Raw genomic sequence first — 18,590 nt, forward strand, 5'->3', positions numbered from 1 at the left:
ACCGCTCCGGCCCGGCGGACCGATCAAGGAGTGATCAATGTCCCTGGCCATCGTCCACAGTCGCGCGCAGGTTGGCGTCGAAGCCCCTGCCGTGAGCGTCGAAGCGCACCTCGCCAATGGCTTGCCGTCCCTGGCTCTGGTGGGCCTTCCGGAAACCGCCGTGAAGGAAAGCAAGGACCGCGTGCGTAGCGCGATCCAGAACAGCGGGTTCGACTTTCCCCCCAGGCGCATCACCCTCAACCTCGCTCCTGCAGATCTGCCGAAGGATGGCGGCCGTTTCGACCTCGCCATCGCCCTTGGTGTCCTCGCCGCCAGCGGCCAGTTGCCGGCCGGCACCCTGGACGAGGTGGAATGCCTGGGTGAACTGGCGCTCTCCGGTGCGCTGCGTCCTGTGCAAGGCGTACTCCCTGCCGCACTCGCCGCTCGCGCGGCCGGCCGCACCCTGGTGGTGCCACGGGAGAATGCCGAAGAAGCCAGCCTCGCCAGTGGCCTCAAGGTACTGGCCGCGTCGCACCTGTTGGAACTGACCGCGCACTTTGCCGGCCATACGCCGCTCCCGCCCTACCAGGCGCAGGGTCTGGTGGACGAGCGCCCACCCTACCCAGACCTTGCGGAAGTCCAGGGTCAGGTCGCGGCGAAGCGCGCGCTCCTCGTAGCTGCGGCCGGCTCGCACAACCTGTTGCTCTGCGGACCACCCGGCACCGGTAAGACCTTGCTCGCCAGCCGCCTGCCCGGCCTGCTGCCACCGCTGGAAGAGCATGAAGCACTGGAGGTAGCCGCCATCCACTCAGTCGCCAGCCATGCGCCGCTGAAAAGCTGGCCGCAACGTCCCTTCCGCCAGCCTCATCACAGCGCTTCCGGCGCCGCACTGGTAGGAGGCGGCAGTCGTCCGAAGCCAGGCGAAATCACGCTGGCGCATCAGGGCGTGCTGTTTCTCGATGAACTTCCGGAGTTCGAGCGCAAGGTGCTGGAGGTCTTGCGAGAGCCCATGGAAAGCGGCGAGATCGTCATTGCCCGCGCCCATGACAAGGTCCGTTTTCCAGCGCGCTTCCAGCTGGTCGCCGCGATGAACCCCTGCCCCTGTGGATATCTCGGCGAGCCTGCCGGGCGATGTCGCTGTACTCCGGAACAGATCCAGCGTTACCGCGCCAAGCTTTCAGGCCCCCTGCTCGACCGGATCGACCTGCATCTGACCGTCGCACGCGAAGCCACAGCGCTGGCGCCACCTACCCACACAGGGCCGGGCAGCGCGGAAGTCGCCGAAATCGTGGCGCGGTCGCGCCGCGTGCAACTCCAACGCCAGGGGTGTGCCAACGCCTTCCTCGACCTCAAGGGCCTGCGCCAGCATTGCGCCCTGGATAGCGCAGACCGCATCTGGCTGGAGGAGGCCTGCGAACGGCTCAACCTGTCCCTACGTGCGGCCCATCGCATCCTCAAGGTGGCCCGCACCCTGGCTGACCTGGAGCAGGCCGGAACCATATCCCGCCATCACCTCGGCGAAGCCCTGCAGTACCGTCCCGAAACCATGACCTGAAGCAACAAAAACTATTGAAAATGCACCAATGAAAGACTTTTTCTATCGAAGTTGTTAGAATTGCGCGCCTTCCGCCCTTGGCGGCCATCCGATTAAAAGGAGAGCTAGCTCAATGGAGGCACGTTCGTCTTCGCAATCCACCCTCAATCCGCCGGTCTTTTTCGGCTCCGCCATCCTCATCATCGCCCTGGTGCTCTACAGCACCCTCGCCCGCGATCAAGCGCAAACACTGTTCATCCACATCCAGGACTGGATCATCGTCAATGCCAGCTGGTTCTACGTCCTGGCGGTCGCGCTGATCCTCATCACTGTTGTGTTTCTTGCCGTCAGCCGCTTCGGCGACATCAAGCTCGGCCCCGACCATAGCCAGCCCGAATACCGCAACGGCACCTGGTTCGCCATGCTGTTCTCCGCCGGCATGGGCATCGGCCTGATGTTCTTCGGCGTCGCCGAACCGCTGATGCATTACGCCAACCCACCGGTGGGCGATCCAAATACCGTGGCCGCCGCGAGGGAGGCCATGAAGCTGACCTTCTTCCATTGGGGGCTGCATGCCTGGGCGATCTACGCGATCGTCGCGCTGATCCTGGCGTTTTTCTGCTTCCGCCATGACCTGCCCCTGACGCTGCGTTCGGCGCTCTATCCCCTGATAGGCGAGCGCATCTACGGCCCCATCGGCCACGCTGTGGATATCTTCGCCATCCTCGGCACCGTGTTCGGCGTGGCTACGTCGCTCGGCTACGGCGTGCTGCAGATCAACAGCGGCCTGAACCAGCTGTTCGGCCTGCCGGTGAGCGTGCCTGTGCAACTCGGGTTGATCGCCGGCACCTGTGCCCTGGCGACGCTGTCGGTGGCGAGCGGTCTGAACAAGGGCATCAAGATTCTCTCCGAGCTCAACCTGCTGCTGGCGGTCATCCTGCTGATCGTGGTGCTGTTGCTGGGTCCTACGGTGTTTCTGTTCAAGACGTTCATCCAGAACACCGGCGGCTACCTGTCCGAGATCGTCAGCAAGACCTTCAATCTCTACGCCTATGAGTCCAGTGACTGGATCGGCGGCTGGACGCTGCTCTACTGGGGCTGGTGGCTGTCCTGGTCGCCCTTCGTCGGCCTGTTCATCGCCCGCATCTCCCGCGGGCGCACCATCCGCCAGTTCGTCTGCGGCGTGCTGTTCGTTCCGGCGGGCTTCACCCTGCTGTGGATGACCGTATTCGGTGACTCGGCCATCCACATGGTGCTGCAAGACGGCGTGCACAGCCTGGCGGATACCGTGGCCCAGGACAGCTCCCTGGCGCTGTTCGCCTTCCTCCAGCAGTTCCCCTTCGCCAACGTGCTTTCCCTGGTGGCGGTGCTGATGGTGGTGGTGTTCTTCGTCACCTCCGCCGACTCCGGCGCGCTGGTGGTCGACATGCTGGCCTCCGGCGGCCGCGAGGTGACGCCGCTGTGGCAGCGCCTGTTCTGGTCGATCCTGATGGGTGTCGTGGCCATGGCCTTGCTGGTCGCCGACGGCCTGAAGGCCCTGCAGACCGCGACCATCGCCAGCGCCCTGCCCTTTGCCGTAGTGCTGCTGGCGGCGACCTGGGGCCTGCTCAAGGCCCTCCGCCTGGACGCCACCAAACGCGGCATCCGCTACCAGGCGCTCAACCTCTCGCGGCCGGCCCAGCGCCAGCACGGCGGCTGGCAGCGGCGCCTGCGCAATATCCTGATGTTCCCGCGCCGCAGCCATGTCACCCGCTTCATCGAGGAAGTCGTGCGCCCCGCCTGCCAGGAAGTGTCCGAGGAGCTGCGCAAGCAGGGTTACGACGTGGACGTACAGAACGGCCAGGACGGGCGCTGCAAGTTGAACGTCGGCCACGGCAGCGAAGTCGATTTCAGCTACGAGGTACGCCCCCGCTCCTTGCTGCTGCCCCGCTTCGTGGGACGCGATGGCGGTGAAGAAGGCGCCGACTCGCGCAAGTACTTCCGCGCCGAGGTTTACCTGCGTGAGGGCGGACAGGACTACGACGTGATGGGCTGGAGCCGTGAGGAAGTGATCGGCGACCTGCTCGACCAGTACGAGAAGCACCTGCACTTCCTGCACGTGGTCCGCTGAAACATCAAGCTGCGGCCTGGCGCAGTTGCAACGGCGCCAGGTTCCAGCAGCTGCAGCTAGCCCAGCAGCTCCACCGCTGGCAGCGCCATGGCCGCCACCTCCGCCTGCAAGAAGTCACGCAGCCGCCGAAGGCGGTCCTGACCACTGCGGGCGCGGGGCCAGACTAGGTAGTAGCTATCACCACTAGCCACCGCCGTGGGCCAGGGCAGGCCGATGCGGCCCTGAGTGACGTCCTCGGTCACCATCACCAGATCACCGATGGACACCCCATAACCCCGAGCGGCAGCGACTATCCCCAGCTCCAGGGTGTCGAATACCTGGCCGCCCTTGAGCGACACCTCCTCGCCAAGGTCCATGCGCTGCAGCCAGCGGCGCCAATCGCGGCGGTCCGGCGTCGGGTGCAACAGTTCGGTGGCCTGCAGGCGCTCCAGGCTCCAGGGCTCTCCGGCCTGGGACGGTTCACAGACCGGAATCAGCCATTCGCTGAACAGCAGGGTCACCTCCCAGTCCTGGGTGAAATGGCCGTCGCTGAGCAGCACCGCGCAATCGAAGGGCTCGTGCTGGAAGTCCACCTTATCCACATCCATCCAGGCGCTGGTCAGCTGCACCTCGATGTCGGTGTTGAGATGACGGAAACGACTGAGGCGCGACAGCAACCAGCGCATGGTCAGGGTGGACGGTGCCTTCAGCCGAACAGTGGCGTCGTCGACCCGCAGGGTGGTGCAGGCGCGCTCCAGCGCGTCGAAACCGTCGCGCAAACCGGGAAGCAGCATGCGCGCCGGCTCCGTGAGTTGCAGGTTGCGCCCCTGGCGCTCGAACAGGCGACAGGAGAAATGCTCTTCCAGGGTTCGGATGTGCCGGCTCACCGCGCTCTGGGTGATGGCCAACTCCTCGGCGGCGCGCGTGAAGGACGCATGCCGGGCGGCGGCCTCGAAGGCACGCAGGGCGTAGAGCGGGGGCAGGCGACGCGACATATGCCTCTACCTATGAGTCAAAGTCATGGATGGCATCATTTTTTTCCTTTTGTGCCGATTCATCAAGGCTCGGAGAATTGCTGAATTCAATGCCGGGCAAGAGGATTGGCCGGCTCTCCAAGATAGTGAGCCTTACTCATGCCGCAGAGCATACGCAATGAACTGGTCGCCATCCTGCGCCTGGCCGGCCCGCTGATCGCGGCCCAACTGGCCCACGTGGTGATGGTCTTCACCGACACCGTGATGATGGGCCTGATCGGCCCCGAAGCCCTGGCCGGCGGCGGCCTCGGCGCGGCCAGCTATTCCTTCGTGTCGATCTTCTGCGTCGGTGTGATCGCCGCCGTGGGCAACCTGGTCGCCATCCGCCATGGCGCCGACGACAAGACCGGCGCTACCCGCCTGACCCAGAGCGGCCTCTGGCTGGCCTTCGCCATGGCCCTGGGCGCCGGCCTGCTGCTGTGGAACCTGAAACCCGTGCTGCTCGCCTTCGGTCAGGCACCGGAAAGCGTGGAAGGCGCCATGCAGTTCCTCTCCACCCTGGTCTTCGCCCTGCCCGGCTACCTCGGCTTCATGGCGCTGCGCGGTTTCACCAGCGCCATCGGCCGACCCGGCCCGGTAATGGCCATCAGCATTGGCGGCGCGCTGACCAACTTCCTCCTCAACTATGCGCTGATACACGGCATGTTCGGCCTGCCGAAAATGGGCCTCGCGGGCATCGGCCTGGTCACCGCCGTGGTGATGAACAGCATGGCGCTGCTCCTCGCCTGGCATATCGTGCGCAACCCGGCCTACGCCGCCTATCCGCTGCTCAAGGGGCTGCAACGTCCGTCCCGCGAGGCGCTCGCCGAACTGGTGCGCCTGGGCCTGCCCATTGGCGGCACCTATGCGGTGGAATCCGGCCTGTTCGCCTTCGCCGCGCTGTGCATGGGCGCCCTGGGCAGCACCCAGCTCGCGGCACACCAGATCGCCATCCAGTCGGTGTATGTGGCGTTCATGGTGCCGGTCGGGATTTCCTACGCGGTGACCTTCCGCATCGGCCAGCATTTCGGCGCCGGACGGCTTGAAGAAGCGCGCCGGGCAGGCCGCCTGGGCATCGGTTTCGGTGCCGGTTGCATGCTGGCCTTCGCGGTGCTGTTCTGGGTCGCGCCGGAGCTGGTGGTGGGTCTGTTCCTCGACCACCATGCGCCGGAATTCCAGGGGATCGTGCAATTGGCCGTGAGCCTGCTGGCGGTGGCAGCCTGGTTCGAGCTGTTCGACGGCATCCAGACCATCGCCATGGGTGCGATTCGTGGTCTCAAGGATGCCAAGACCACCTTCCTGGTCGGCCTTGGCTGCTACTGGCTGGTGGGCGCCCCGACGGCCTGGCTGCTGGCCTTCCCCCTGGGCTGGGGCGCGACCGGCGTCTGGTGGGGCCTGGCGCTGGGCCTCGCCTGCGCGGCGCTGGGGCTGACCCTTGGCTTCGAGTGGAAGACCGCGCGACTGCTGCGGCCTGTGGATAACTGCGCGGGGACCGTAGGTTGTGGCTGAGCTACGGGAAGCCCAACATCCCCGTCCCACCCTCCCACGTTGGGCCGCGCTGCGCTTGGCCCAACCTACAGGTATGCGCCAGCCACAGCTCGCGAATCAAAGCTCCTGGCTGGCAAGCAGCGCCTGGCGCGCGCCGAACACCAGGAAGCGCGCCAGCTCGGCCAGGGGTAACGGACGGCTGATCCAGTAGCCCTGGACCTGGTTGCAGCCGAACTGGCGCAGCAACGACAGCTGCTCGGCGCTTTCCACGCCTTCCGCGACCACTTCCAGCTTGAGGTTCTGCGCCAGGTTGATCATGGCCTTCACCAACTGGCGATTCTCGGGGCGATCATGCATGCCGCCGACGAAGCTCTTGTCGATCTTCAGCAGCGCGATGGGCAGGCTGTTGAGGTGGACGAATGAGGAAAAGCCCGTGCCGAAGTCGTCGAGGGAAAAGCGCACGCCCAAGTGTCCCAGGGCATCCATGGTCTGGCGCACCTGCTCGCTGCGGCGCATCACCGCTGTTTCGGTCAGTTCGAACTCCAGCCAGCGCGCATCGACTCCGCGCTCGCGGATCAGCCGGCTGAGCGTGGAAAGCAGCTGGCTGTCCTGGAACTGGCGGAACGACAGGTTCACCGCCATATGCAACGGCGGCAGCCCGCGCCCGCGCAGCCACTGCATATCGCGCAGGGCGCGGGAAATCACCCAGTAGCCCAATGGCACGATCAGGCCACTTTCCTCGGCCAGCGGCACGAATTCGGCGGGAGTCAGCAGGCCGCGCTCACTATGACGCCAGCGCACCAGCGCCTCCAGTCCAAGGATGTTGCCGGTTTCCAGGCACAGACGCGGCTGGTAGTGGAGTTCCAGTTCATCGCGGCGCAACGCTCGGCGCAGTTCGCTTTCCAGGTCGGCGCGGCTGCGGGCGCTGCGATTGATGCGTTCATCGAAGATATGGAAAGTGCAGCCCTGGCTGGCCTTGGCTTGCTGCATGGCGATGTGGGCATGCCACATCAGCGGGTCGGCACTTTCATTGGCACGGGAATGTGCCAACCCCAGGCTGCAGCCCAGCAGCAGGCTCTCGCCGTCCACCTGGTAGGGCTCGGCCAGGCATTCGGCGATGCGCTCGGCAACCCGCACCGCGCGCGCCGGATCGCGTCGGGTATCCAGCAGCAGGCCGAACTCGTCGCTGCCCAGGCGCGCCAACTGGTCGCCAGCGCGCAGTTGCGCCTTGAGCCGTGCCACCACCTGCAGGATCAGGCGATCGCCGGCCTGGTAGCCGAGGGCATCGTTGGCATGGCGGAAGTTGTCCAGGTCCAGGTGACCGAGGACCAGCCCCCGCCCTTCGTATTCCACCAGGCGCGCGGCCAGCAGGGTCTGGAAACCCTGGCGGTTGGCGATGCCGGTGAGCGGGTCCTGTTCGGCCAGCCGCTGCAGGGCGTGCTGCAGGTTCCGCCGCTCACGGATGTGGCGCAGGGTGCGACGCAACGTGTCGACACCCAGATGCTCGCGCACCAGCCAATCGCTGACCCCTTGGGGCGCTTCGGCGGGCTCCTCTTCCAGCAGGAGGATGATCGGCAGCGGGCAACGCCCGGCGGACGGCAGCAGTCGGGGGGTACAGAGCACCAGGGCGCAATCGAGTTCGTCGGCCATGCCGCTTGCAACGTCCCAGGACGCGGCGGTGATCAGGGAGGATGCGCTGCCCATCGCGGCCAGGAGATCGCGAAGCAATTCCGCCCACGCCGGCGATTCCGCCAACAGGAGCATGCGCAGGGGCTCGACGAGCGCGGACAAATGACCTCCCCGGGGTCAGATACTTCGGCACTTTCGCGCCAGGCTGCGCCATTTCGGCGTCGCTCTTACCACGCGTCCCTGCGTGGACTTCACCGATTCGCCGATGAAGACCGCACCATCGTACTGGTTGCGTGGAAATTTCCAAGGGCAACCCGCTAGCAATCGAGGTTGCATCACAGTTGCCCAGAGGTACTTCGGTACAACCCGGCCGGCCTGATAGAATGCGCGGCCATTCGCCTTTTCCAGCCCCAGCATGTCCCGACTCAATCCCCGGCAGCAGGAAGCCGTGAACTACGTCGGTGGTCCGCTTTTGGTGCTCGCCGGCGCCGGTTCCGGCAAGACCAGCGTGATCACCCGCAAGATCGCCTACCTGGTGCAGCAGTGCGGAATCCGCGCGCAGTACATCGTCGCGGTGACCTTCACCAACAAGGCCGCGCGCGAAATGAAAGAGCGCGTAAGCACCCTGCTGCGTGGCGGCGAAGGCAAAGGCCTGACCGTCTCCACCTTCCACAACCTCGGCCTGAACATCATCCGCAAGGAACACGCGCGCCTGGGCTTCAAGCCCGGGTTCTCGATCTTCGACGAGTCGGACATCAAGGCGCTGCTGACCGACATCATGCAAAAGGAATATGCCGGGGATGATGGCGTCGACGAGATCAAGGGCTACATCGGCAACTGGAAGAACGACCTGATCCTGCCGGAGGAGGCGCTGGCCAAGGCACGCAACCCGAAGGAGCAGACTGCCGCCGTCGTTTACCTGCACTACCAGCGCACTCTCAAGGCGTACAACGCGGTGGACTTCGACGACCTGATCCTGATGCCGGTGAAGTTGTTCCAGGACAACCCCGATATCCTGGAAAAGTGGCAGAACCGCGTGCGCTACATGCTGGTGGACGAGTACCAGGACACCAACGCCAGCCAATACCTGCTGGTGAAGCTGCTGGTCCAGCATCGGGCGCAGTTCACCGTGGTCGGCGACGATGACCAGTCGATCTACGCCTGGCGCGGTGCGCGGCCGGAAAACCTGATGCAGCTGAAGGAAGACTTCCCTTCGCTGAAAGTGGTGATGCTGGAGCAGAACTACCGCTCCACCAGCCGCATCCTCAAATGCGCGAACATCCTCATCGCCAACAACCCCCACGTGTTCGAGAAGCAGCTGTGGAGCGAGATGGGCGTGGGCGATCCGATCCGGGTGATCCGTTGCCGCAACGAGGACGCCGAGGCCGAGCGAATCGCCATGGAAATCCTCACCCTGCACCTGCGCACCCAGCGGCCGTACAGCGAGTTCGCCATCCTCTACCGGGGCAACCACCAGGCCAAGCTGATGGAGCTCAAGCTCCAGCACCATCAGATTCCCTATCGGCTGTCCGGCGGCACCAGCTTCTTCGGCCGCCAGGAAGTGAAGGACCTGATGTCCTACTTCCGCCTGCTGGTGAACCCGGACGACGACAACGCCTTCCTCCGCGTGATCAACGTCCCGCGCCGGGAAATCGGTTCGACGACCCTGGAGAAGCTCGGCAACTACGCCACCGAGCGCGGCGTCTCGATGTTCGCCGCGTGCGACGAGATGGGCCTGTCCGAGCATCTCGACAGCCGCTTCACCGAACGCCTGCAGCGCTTCAAGCGCTTCATCGACGGCGTGCGCCAGCAGTGCGCGCAGAACGATCCCATCGCCGCCCTGCGCAGCATGGTGATGGACATCGACTACGAAAACTGGATCCGCCAGAACGCTTCCAGCGACAAGGTCGCCGAGTTCCGCATGGGCAACGTCTGGTTCCTCGTCGACGCGCTGAAGAACACGCTGGAGCGCGACGAAGAAGGCGGCATGACCATCGAGGAAGCCATCGCCAAGCTGGTGCTGCGCGACATGCTCGAGCGCCAGCAGGAGGAAGAGGAAGGCGCGGATGGTGTGCAGATGATGACCCTGCACGCCTCCAAGGGCCTGGAGTTTCCCTACGTCTTCATCATGGGCGTGGAGGAAGACATCCTTCCCCACCGCTCCAGCATCGAAGCCGACACCATCGAAGAGGAACGCCGTCTGGCCTACGTGGGTATCACCCGCGCGCGGCAGAACCTGGCCATGACCTTCGCCGCCAAGCGCAAGCAGTACGGCGAAATCATCGATTGCTCCCCCAGTCGCTTCCTCGAGGAACTGCCCCAGGAAGACCTGGAATGGGAAGGCATGGACGACGCGCCAGTGGAGGTGAAGGCCGCGCGCGGCAACACGGCCCTGTCCGACATCCGTGCCATGCTGAAGAAATCGTAATCAGAAGACACCCCGGCGAAAGACCGGGCATACACATATGAGGGTACAGGCGTGGAAGCGCTGAAACAGAAGATTCGTGAAGAAGGCATCGTACTGTCCGAGCAGGTACTGAAGGTCGACGCCTTTCTCAACCACCAGATCGATCCGCGCCTGATGCAGCAGGTGGGCCATGAGTTCGCCGAACGCTTCAAGGGCCAGGGCATCACCAAGATCGTCACCATCGAAGCCTCCGGCATCGCTCCGGCGGTGATGGCCGGCCTGGAACTGGGCGTGCCGGTGATCTTCGCCCGCAAGTTCCAGTCGCTAACCCTGAAGAACGATTTGCTGATCTCCAAGGTGTTCTCCTTCACCAAGCAGACAGAGAGCACCATCGCCATCTCGGCCAAGCACCTGACTGCAGCCGACAACGTACTGGTGATCGACGACTTCCTCGCCAACGGCCACGCCGCCAAGGCGCTGATCGACCTGATCCAGCAAGCCGGCGCCAGCGTTGCCGGTATCGGCATCGTGATCGAGAAGTCCTTCCAAGAGGGCCGCGCACTGCTGGAAAGCGAAGGCTACCGGATCGAGTCCCTGGCACGCGTCGCATCGCTCGCTGACGGCAAGGTCACCTTCGTCGACTGATCCGCGAACGACCCGAGATGCTGTAGGGGCGAATTCATTCGCCAAGCAGGACGCAGTCCTGCCGTAGGTTGGGTCGAGGTACAAGCGACTCGTGATGGTGTGGGAGCGATTTCAATCGCGACGCAGGACGAAGTCCTGCCGTAGGTTGTGGCTGAGCCCACGAAGCCCAACGGGCGTGCTCAATTGGTATCGTTGGGCTTCGCAGAGCTCAGCCCAACCTACCGGCCCGAGGAGTCGCGAATGAATTCACACAGCGCGCCCGGGCTGCGACAACAGGTCGCAGCAAGCAGGCACAAAAAAGCCGCCCTTGGGCGGCTTTTTCATTGATGGCGGCGCTGTTACAGGCCGGACATCTTCTTGATGGCGCCTTTCAGCTCATCATCGGTGCAGTCAGCGCAGGTGCCCTTCGGCGGCATGCTGTTGATGCCGGTGATGGCCTTGGCCAGGATGCCGTCGAGGCCGCCCTGGTGGTCAGCACGCTCTTTCCAGGCAGCGGTATCGCCAATCTTCGGCGCGCCGAGAACACCAGCGGTGTGGCAGGCGCCACAGTGCTTGGCAATGATGTCGTCCGGCGTACGCGCACCGCCGCCAGCAGCGGCTGCTACGGCGCCAACGCCCTTGCATTCCTGACCCTGGACGCAGACCTCGCCCACCGGCTTGATGCGCTCGGCAATGGCGTCGTCGGTCGCGGCCTGGGCGCTAACAGCCCACAGGGCCAATACGGCAGCATGGGCCGCCAGCATCTTCTTGATTAGGTTCACCCTTACACCCTCATCGTGGCTAGTATCGCCCGCGGCCACGGTTTCGCGAGCGGGCGCAAGTATATACGGTTAGTCCGCCACGCTGAAACAACCCAACTTGTCGCAGGGAAATGTCCTTGGCGGTTATGGAATTCAGAAGTTCGCCGGCGTGGTCGCGCTGATCAGGCGTGCCGGGGCATCGAAGGGATTGCGGAAGCGGTGCGGCTTGCTGCTTTCGAAGTAGTAGCTGTCGCCAGGCTCGAGGACGTACACCTCGCTGCCGATGGTCAGCTCCAGGCGGCCTTCCACCAGCATGCCGGCCTCTTCGCCATCATGGGCGTACATCTCGTCGCCGGTGTCGGAACCCGGCGGATAGGTCTCGTCGAGGAAGGCCAGGGCGCGGCTCGGATGGGCCTTGCCCACCAGCTTCATGGTGATGGCACCGCTGCAGATATCGGTGAGTTCGGATGCCCGATAAACCACCTGGACCTGGTTTTCCTGCTCGAGATCAAGGGAGAAGAACTCCACCAGCGACATGGGAATGCCCCCCAGCACCTTCTTCAGCGAGCTGATTGAAGGGCTGACACTGTTCTTCTCGATCATGGAAATCGTGCTGTTGGTGACTCCCGCGCGCTTGGCGAGCTCACGCTGGGACAGGCCTTTCAGCTTACGGATGGCTTGCAGTCGAACGCCGACGTCCAATGGCGGGATCCTCCTTGGGGATCAGGGGTAGTCACGGTCGCCGTATCATGGCAACAGCGTTCAGTATTTACAACACTTCGGCTGTGGATCCGGGACGAACTTTGCCCTCTCCAGGTGAGCCCCGGAGAACGTCGGAGAAAACGCATTGAATATCGGCGAAATGATCAAGATACCGATCACTTCACCGAAGAATCAGGATCCGCTGTAGACGAGTGGCACCCGGCGCAGGTTGCAGAAGATCTGATAGGGAATGGTGCCGGCATGAGCCGCCACGTCACTGGCCAGAACTTCCTTGCCCCAGAGTTCGACTCGGCTGCCCAAACCTGCATCGGGCAGATCGGTGAGGTCGACCGTGAGCATGTCCATGGAGACCCGGCCAATCAGGCGGCTCGGCTGCCCGTCGATGCTCACCGGAGTCCCGGTGGGCGCGTGGCGCGGATAACCATCGGCGTATCCCATGGCGACGACGCCGACGCGAGTCGGGCGCTCGGTGACGAACTTCGCGCCATAGCCAACCGGCTGACCAGCCGGCAGTTCACGTACGCTGATGATCTTCGATTCGAGGGTCATCACCGGTTTCAGGCGCTCCGCCAGGGCGTTGGGCTGCTCAAAGGGAGTCGCGCCGTAGAGCATGATGCCGGGGCGCACCCAATCGCTCGGCACCTGCGGCCAACCCAGCACGGCCGGCGAGTTGCGCAGGCTGACCTCGGCCTCGAGTCCGGCGCGGGCCTGCTCGAATACCGCCACCTGCTCGACGCTGCTGCTGCAATCCAGCTCATCGGCGCGGGCGAAGTGGCTCATCAATACGATCTTCTCGACCTTTCCACTCGCCTGCAGGCGCTGCCAGGCATCACGGTACTCAGCCGGATGCAGGCCAACGCGGTGCATGCCCGAATCCAGCTTGAGCCAGACGGTCAGCGGCTTGTGCAGATTGGCGCGCTCGATGGCGTCCAGCTGCCAGCTGGCGTGCACCACGGTCCAGAAATCGTGTTCCTGGATCAGATCCAGCTCGTCGGCCTCGAAGAATCCTTCCAGCAGCAGGATCGGCTTGCGGATACCCGCCGCGCGCAATTGCAGCGCTTCCTCGATGCAGGCCACGGCAAAGCCGTTGGCCTCGGATTCCAGTGCCTGGGCGCAGCGCACCGCACCATGGCCATAAGCATCGGCCTTGACCACGGCGAGCGCCTTGGCGCCGCTGACTTCGCGGGCGAGGCGGTAGTTGTGGCGCAGCGCTTCTAGATCGATCAGGGCACGGGCGGGACGCATGGCGAGGGCTTCTTCTAATTGATCGGGTGGAAAAAACCCGGCGCGAACGCCGGGCTGAGCAAGAAACTTAGGGAAGCGCGGCGACGACCGTCATTTCCACCAGCACATCGGGCGAGTACATCTTCGCCTCGACGCAGGCACGGGCCGGAGCAGCGCCTTTCGGCACCCAGGCATCCCACACCGCATTCATCGCGGCGTAGTCCGCCTCCATGTCCTTCAGGTAGATGGTCACCGACAGGATGCGACTCCTGTCGGTACCGGCCTCGTCCAGCAGCGCGTCAATGGCAGCCAGGGTTTCGCGAGTCTGCTGGCCGACACCCGCGCTGTGCTTCTCATCCAGTTGGCCGGCCAGGTAGACCGTGCCGTTGTGGATGACGATTTCGCTGTAGCGGGTTTCAGTGCGCAGGCGCTGGATTGACATTGCTCGGGGTCTCTTTGGAATTGCCGTAGCGGAAGATGTCCAGGCCTTCTGCGCTGATCTGCGGACGCTTGCGCGCCATCAGGTCCGCCAGCAGGCGGCCGGAGCCGCAGGCCATGGTCCAACCCAGGGTGCCGTGGCCGGTATTGAGGAACAGGTTGCGGAACGGAGTGGCGCCCACGATCGGGGTGCCGTCCGGAGTCGCCGGGCGCAGGCCGGTCCAGAAGCTCGCCTGGGACAGATCGCCACCTTCCGGATAGAGGTCGGCGGTGATCATTTCCAGCGTGTCACGGCGAGCCGGATTCAGGTCCAGGTTGAAACCGGTGATCTCGGCCATGCCGCCCACGCGGATGCGCTTGTCGAAGCGAGTGATGGCGACCTTGTAGGTCTCATCGAGAATGGTCGAAGTCGGAGCCATGGCCGGATTGGTGATCGGCACGGTCAGCGAATAACCCTTGAGCGGATAGACCGGGGCCTTGATGCCCAGCGGCTTGAGCATTTGCGGGGTGTAGCTGCCGAGCGCCAGGACGTAGCGGTCTGCGGTTTCCAGCTTGCCATCGATCCACACGCCATTGATGCGGTCGCCGGCGAAGTCCAGGCCTTCGATGTTCTGGCCGAAGCGGAATTCCACGCCCAGCTTCTCCGCCATCTCGGCGAGGCGGGTGGTGAACATCTGGCAGTCGCCGGTCTGGTCGTTGGGCAGGCGCAGGGCGCCGGCCAGCTTGTGCTTGACGTTGGCCAGGGCCGGTTCGACGCGGGCGATGCCGTCACGGTCGAGCAATTCGTAGGGCACGCCGGATGCTTCGAGCACGGCGATGTCCTTGGCCGCGGCGTCTACCTGGGCCTGGGTGCGGAACAGCTGGGTCGTGCCGAGGGCGCGGCCTTCATAGCTGATGCCGGTTTCAGCGCGGAGCTCGTCGAGGCAGTCGCGGCTGTACTCGGACAGACGCACCATGCGTTCCTTGTTCACTGCATAGCGGGCGGCGGTGCAGTTGCGCAGCATCTGCGTCATCCACAGGTACTGGTCGATGTCGCTGGTGGTGCGGATGGCCAGCGGCGCGTGCTGCTGCAGCATCCATTTGACGGCCTTCAGCGGCACGCCGGGCGCCGCCCAGGGCGATGCGTAACCGGGGGAAACCTGGCCAGCGTTGGCGAAGCTGGTTTCCATGGCCACGGCGTTCTGGCGGTCGACCACGACCACCTCGAACCCCGCCTGGGCCAAGTAATAGGCGCTAGTCGTACCGATCACACCACTGCCAAGGACCATCACTCGCATGTCTGTCTCCATTCGCAACGGGGATTCCGCTGCGTTTGTTATTTTGAGCGTCGTTGACGCGAAGTATAGGGAGACAAACGCAGTGATATTCACTATATAGATAGCCATATTTGGCGATAATTCTCGGCAGAATGCGCTTCAGCGGAGGGGCATCCACCATGCGCACCCAGCATCAATCCCGTCGTGAACTGGACAAGATAGACCGGAATATTTTACGAATCCTGCAGGAAGACGGCCGGATCTCCTTCACCGAGCTGGGCGAACGCGTGGGGCTTTCCACTACGCCCTGCACCGAGCGTGTGCGCCGCCTGGAGCGAGAGGGGATCATCCTCGGCTACAACGCGCGGCTGAACCCGCAGCACCTGAAGGCCAGCCTGCTGGTATTCGTCGAGATCAGCCTGGACTACAAGTCCGGCGACACCTTCGAAGACTTCCGCCGCGCCGTACTCAAGCTGCCCCATGTACTCGAATGCCACCTGGTCTCGGGCGATTTCGACTACCTGGTGAAGGCCCGAATCAATGAGATGGCCTCCTACCGCAAGCTGCTCGGCGACATCCTGCTGAAGCTGCCTCACGTGCGTGAATCCAAGTCCTACATCGTCATGGAAGAAGTGAAAGAGTCACTGAACCTGCCGATCCCCGACTGATTTGTTACGAGCGTTCCGAACCCCTTGGCACAGCTCGGGGGTTCGCCTTATCCTGCCCGGGCGTAAAATTTTCCAAACAACAAAATCAGGATTTCGCACATGAACGCCCGCGTTCGCATCCCGGTGCATACCGAACACCATGCCCCCTCCTATTACGCAGCGACCGCCAATCGGCGTATCGATTACCCATCCCTGGCGGGAGAGGAGGTGGCCGACGTGTGCATTGTCGGTGGCGGTTACTCCGGGCTGAACACGGCGATCGAACTGGCCAAGCGCGGTCGTTCCGTGGTGTTGCTGGAATCCCGGCAGATCGGCTGGGGCGCCAGCGGGCGCAATGGCGGGCAGCTGATTCGTGGCGTTGGCCATGGCGTCGAGCAGTTCGAGTCGGTGATCGGCGCCGAAGGCGTGCGCTCACTCAAGCTCATGGGTCTGGAAGCAGTGGAGATCGTCCGCCGCCGCGTCGCGGAGTTCTCCATCGACTGCGACCTGACCTGGGGCTACTGCGACCTGGCCAACAAGCCGCGCGACCTCGCCGGCTTCGCGGAAGACATGGAAGAGCTGAAAGGCCTCGGCTACCGCCATGAAATGCGCCTGCTGCAAGCCCATGAGATGCGCAGCGTGGTCGGCTCGGACCGCTATGTGGGCGGCCTGATCGACATGGGTTCCGGTCACCTGCATCCGCTGAACCTCGCCCTGGGCGAGGCCGCTGCCGCGCAATCCCTCGGCGTGCGCCTGTTCGAGCATTCCGCAGTCACCCGCATCGACTACGGCCCCGAAGTGAAGGTGCATACCGCCCGCGGACACGTTCGCGCCAAGACCCTCGTGCTGGGTTGCAACGCGTACATGAACAACCTCAACTCCACCCTCGGCGGCAAGGTGCTGCCCGCCGGCAGCTACGTGATCGCCACCGAGCCACTGTCGGCCGAACTCGCCCGTGAACTGCTGCCGCAGAACATGGCGGTCTGCGACCAGCGCGTGGCGTTGGATTACTACCGGCTCTCCGCCGACAACCGCCTGCTGTTCGGCGGTGCTTGCCACTATTCGGGACGTGACCCGGCGGACATCGCCGCCTACATGCGACCGAAGATGCTCAAGGTGTTCCCGCAATTGGAGAACGTGCGTATCGATTACCAGTGGGGCGGCATGATCGGCATCGGCGCCAACCGTCTACCGCAGATCGGCAAGCTGCCTGACCAGCCCAATGTCTACTTCGCCCAGGCCTATTCCGGCCACGGCGTGAACGCCACCCACCTGGCCGGCCAATTGCTGGCCGAGGCCATTTGTGGCGAGCAGAGCAACGGCTTCGATATCTTCTCCAGGGTCCCGCACATCACCTTCCCGGGCGGCCGCCACCTGCGTTCGCCGCTGCTGGCACTCGGGATGCTCTGGTACCGGATGAAGGAAGCGGTGGGGATCGTCTGACCATCCCGTGGGAGCGAATTCCTTTACGAGACAAGGGCCGCACATGCGGCCCTTGTCGTCTCAGTCGGCGACCGCTTCGGCGCCGTCGTCGAATAGTTCGCGGGTCCAGGCCAGCCAGACGAATCCCGCAGCGCCCAGGGCCATCATCAGCGGCAGCGCATGGCCACTTATCCACTGGCTTGCGGCGCCGGTTACCAGAGGCCCGATCAGGCAGCCAACCCCCCAGAGCTGGGCGATATGGGCGTTGGCCCGCACCAGCTCGTCATCCCGATAGCGCTCACCGATCAGGATCAGCGCCAGGGTGAAGAGGCCGCCAGCGCTGGCCCCGAACAGCACCCAGATCGGCCAGATCAGCGGTGTATGAAGCAATAGCGGAATGGCCAGGCTGCTCGCCAGCAGCGTGACGCCACAGGCGCGGAACAGGCTGAGGCGGGACATCCGATCTGCCAGCCAGCCAATGGGCAGCTGCAGCGCAGCATCACCCACCACCACCACGCTGGCCATCAACAAGGCCACTTCCTGGGTGAATCCCTGGCGCAGGCCATATATCGGCAGCAAGGTCAGCATCATCGCTTCAAAGGCGGCGAACAGTACGACTGCCCAGGCAATGGTCGGCAGGCGCGCGCAGAAGGACCAGAGCCCGCGACCCGACGCGCTATGGGCATCGACGCTGGGGGCGCCGGTACGGCCGAGCAATAGCAGCGAACCACCCACCAGCAGTCCGGTGCCGGTCCAGAAACCGAGGTCGTTGCCGGTGCCGATTGCCGCGAGCAGCAACGGGCCGGACAGTTGGCTCAGGGCGTAGCCGGTGCCATAGAGAGCCACCAGGCGGCCGCGCCACTCCTCCACTGCCAATTGGTTGATCCAGCTTTCGCCGAGGATAAACACCACCGTCAGGGCGACACCGATCAGCAACCGCAGCAACAACCAGACGGGATAAACCTGGACCAGCGCCAGCAAGCCCACGGACACCGCGCCCACGAGCAGGCAGAGCTGCATCAGGGTCGTGGTGCCGAACCGCGCCGCCAGGCGTCCGGCGATCACAGCACCGAGCAGCACGCCTACCGCCGGGGTCGCCGCCATCACACCGATGGCGAAGCTGTCATAGCCCCAGCTCTCCAGCCGCAGCGACACCAACGGCATGGTCACGCCCAGGGCGAGGCCGATGCTGATGACCGCGCCGCACACCGCGAAATAGGTTCCCCAACGCATCGCCGATGTCCTCCCTTCCGTGTGGGCAAAGCAAAACGGCCGGGCTCCATTACTGGAAACCCGGCCGCAGGCGTGGCTCGAAGAGCCGGCCCCTCGAATCGGAGGGGCGGACCTCAATGGCGT

General features: G+C 64.2%; 15 protein-coding genes. 7 read left to right on the forward strand and 8 right to left on the reverse strand.

The features are described 5' to 3' along the window. The first annotated feature begins 37 nt into the window (after positions 1–37). The gene (locus tag DM872_RS21310) at positions 38–1,534 is read left to right on the forward strand and encodes a YifB family Mg chelatase-like AAA ATPase (protein WP_179061320.1); all 1,497 of its coding nucleotides are present in this window, start codon (positions 38–40) and stop codon (positions 1,532–1,534) included. A 112-nt stretch (positions 1,535–1,646) separates the two neighbouring features. Next, entirely contained in the window at positions 1,647–3,623 is a 1,977-nt protein-coding gene (locus tag DM872_RS21315) for a BCCT family transporter (protein ID WP_179061321.1), read from the forward strand. Positions 3,624–3,679: 56 nt separating this feature from the next. On the opposite strand, the gene DM872_RS21320 is transcribed toward DM872_RS21315, so the two are convergent. Next, positions 3,680–4,597, reverse strand: a complete 918-nt coding sequence (locus DM872_RS21320; RefSeq protein ID WP_179061322.1) for a LysR substrate-binding domain-containing protein — start codon at positions 4,595–4,597, stop codon at positions 3,680–3,682. 138 nt (positions 4,598–4,735) lie between these two features. On the opposite strand from DM872_RS21320, the gene DM872_RS21325 reads away from it, so the two are divergent. Continuing rightward, the gene (locus DM872_RS21325) at positions 4,736–6,124 is read left to right on the forward strand and encodes a NorM family multidrug efflux MATE transporter (protein ID WP_179061323.1); all 1,389 of its coding nucleotides are present in this window, start codon (positions 4,736–4,738) and stop codon (positions 6,122–6,124) included. 96 nt (positions 6,125–6,220) lie between these two features. On the opposite strand, the gene DM872_RS21330 is transcribed toward DM872_RS21325, so the two are convergent. Then, positions 6,221–7,894 carry a putative bifunctional diguanylate cyclase/phosphodiesterase gene (locus tag DM872_RS21330; RefSeq protein WP_179061324.1) on the reverse strand — a complete coding sequence of 558 codons (1,674 nt, stop codon included), beginning with the start codon at positions 7,892–7,894 and terminating at the stop codon, positions 6,221–6,223. Between the two features lie 253 nt (positions 7,895–8,147). Between DM872_RS21330 and rep the strand changes: the two genes are divergently transcribed. Both rep and DM872_RS21340 read left to right on the forward strand, forming a co-directional pair. Then, positions 8,148–10,160: a DNA helicase Rep gene (gene rep, locus DM872_RS21335; RefSeq protein WP_179061325.1), complete on the forward strand. Its 2,013-nt coding sequence runs from the start codon at positions 8,148–8,150 to the stop codon at positions 10,158–10,160. Positions 10,161–10,211: 51 nt separating this feature from the next. Next, positions 10,212–10,784 carry a xanthine phosphoribosyltransferase gene (locus DM872_RS21340; RefSeq protein WP_179061326.1) on the forward strand — a complete coding sequence of 191 codons (573 nt, stop codon included), beginning with the start codon at positions 10,212–10,214 and terminating at the stop codon, positions 10,782–10,784. A gap of 338 nt (positions 10,785–11,122) precedes the next feature. On the opposite strand, the gene DM872_RS21345 is transcribed toward DM872_RS21340, so the two are convergent. The 5 genes from DM872_RS21345 to dadA form a co-directional block, all read right to left on the reverse strand. After that, complete coding sequence (locus tag DM872_RS21345; RefSeq protein ID WP_069086241.1) at positions 11,123–11,545, reverse strand: c-type cytochrome; 423 nt, start codon at positions 11,543–11,545, stop codon at positions 11,123–11,125. A 132-nt stretch (positions 11,546–11,677) separates the two neighbouring features. Then, positions 11,678–12,226 carry a cupin domain-containing protein gene (locus DM872_RS21350; protein ID WP_077525549.1) on the reverse strand — a complete coding sequence of 183 codons (549 nt, stop codon included), beginning with the start codon at positions 12,224–12,226 and terminating at the stop codon, positions 11,678–11,680. Between the two features lie 192 nt (positions 12,227–12,418). Beyond that, positions 12,419–13,492 (reverse strand): alanine racemase, encoded by a 1,074-nt coding sequence (gene alr / locus DM872_RS21355; protein ID WP_179061327.1) that lies wholly within the window; start codon positions 13,490–13,492, stop codon positions 12,419–12,421. Between the two features lie 67 nt (positions 13,493–13,559). Then, positions 13,560–13,913: a RidA family protein gene (locus DM872_RS21360; RefSeq protein ID WP_077525547.1), complete on the reverse strand. Its 354-nt coding sequence runs from the start codon at positions 13,911–13,913 to the stop codon at positions 13,560–13,562. Continuing rightward, positions 13,888–15,186 (reverse strand): D-amino acid dehydrogenase, encoded by a 1,299-nt coding sequence (gene dadA, locus DM872_RS21365; RefSeq protein ID WP_077525546.1) that lies wholly within the window; start codon positions 15,184–15,186, stop codon positions 13,888–13,890. The genes DM872_RS21360 and dadA overlap by 26 nt, the downstream gene beginning before the upstream one ends. 158 nt (positions 15,187–15,344) lie before the next feature. Between dadA and DM872_RS21370 the strand changes: the two genes are divergently transcribed. Continuing rightward, positions 15,345–15,833: an Lrp/AsnC ligand binding domain-containing protein gene (locus tag DM872_RS21370; RefSeq protein ID WP_016495366.1), complete on the forward strand. Its 489-nt coding sequence runs from the start codon at positions 15,345–15,347 to the stop codon at positions 15,831–15,833. 99 nt (positions 15,834–15,932) lie between these two features. Continuing rightward, complete coding sequence (locus DM872_RS21375; protein WP_179061328.1) at positions 15,933–17,255, forward strand: NAD(P)/FAD-dependent oxidoreductase; 1,323 nt, start codon at positions 15,933–15,935, stop codon at positions 17,253–17,255. A gap of 60 nt (positions 17,256–17,315) precedes the next feature. Here DM872_RS21375 and DM872_RS21380 read toward each other — a convergent pair whose 3' ends face one another. After that, positions 17,316–18,467, reverse strand: a complete 1,152-nt coding sequence (locus tag DM872_RS21380; RefSeq protein ID WP_179061329.1) for an MFS transporter — start codon at positions 18,465–18,467, stop codon at positions 17,316–17,318. Positions 18,468–18,590: the final 123 nt, after the last annotated feature.

Origin of the sequence: Pseudomonas taiwanensis, assembly GCF_013393345.1 — a bacterium.
Taxonomy (GTDB): Bacteria; Pseudomonadota; Gammaproteobacteria; order Pseudomonadales; family Pseudomonadaceae; genus Metapseudomonas; species Metapseudomonas resinovorans_C.

Bases quoted from the DNA above. Each gene is read 5' to 3' on its own strand.
- DM872_RS21315 (WP_179061321.1), top strand. From the start codon at position 1,647: ATGGAGGCACGTTCGTCTTCGCAATCCACCCTCAATCCGCCGGTCTTT.
- dadA (WP_077525546.1), bottom strand. From the start codon at position 15,186: ATGCGAGTGATGGTCCTTGGCAGTGGTGTGATCGGTACGACTAGCGCC.
- DM872_RS21325 (WP_179061323.1), top strand. From the start codon at position 4,736: ATGCCGCAGAGCATACGCAATGAACTGGTCGCCATCCTGCGCCTGGCC.
- DM872_RS21360 (WP_077525547.1), bottom strand. From the start codon at position 13,913: ATGTCAATCCAGCGCCTGCGCACTGAAACCCGCTACAGCGAAATCGTC.
- DM872_RS21370 (WP_016495366.1), top strand. From the start codon at position 15,345: ATGCGCACCCAGCATCAATCCCGTCGTGAACTGGACAAGATAGACCGG.
- DM872_RS21380 (WP_179061329.1), bottom strand. From the start codon at position 18,467: ATGCGTTGGGGAACCTATTTCGCGGTGTGCGGCGCGGTCATCAGCATC.
- alr (WP_179061327.1), bottom strand. From the start codon at position 13,492: ATGCGTCCCGCCCGTGCCCTGATCGATCTAGAAGCGCTGCGCCACAAC.
- rep (WP_179061325.1), top strand. From the start codon at position 8,148: ATGTCCCGACTCAATCCCCGGCAGCAGGAAGCCGTGAACTACGTCGGT.
- DM872_RS21320 (WP_179061322.1), bottom strand. From the start codon at position 4,597: ATGTCGCGTCGCCTGCCCCCGCTCTACGCCCTGCGTGCCTTCGAGGCC.
- DM872_RS21310 (WP_179061320.1), top strand. From the start codon at position 38: ATGTCCCTGGCCATCGTCCACAGTCGCGCGCAGGTTGGCGTCGAAGCC.
- DM872_RS21375 (WP_179061328.1), top strand. From the start codon at position 15,933: ATGAACGCCCGCGTTCGCATCCCGGTGCATACCGAACACCATGCCCCC.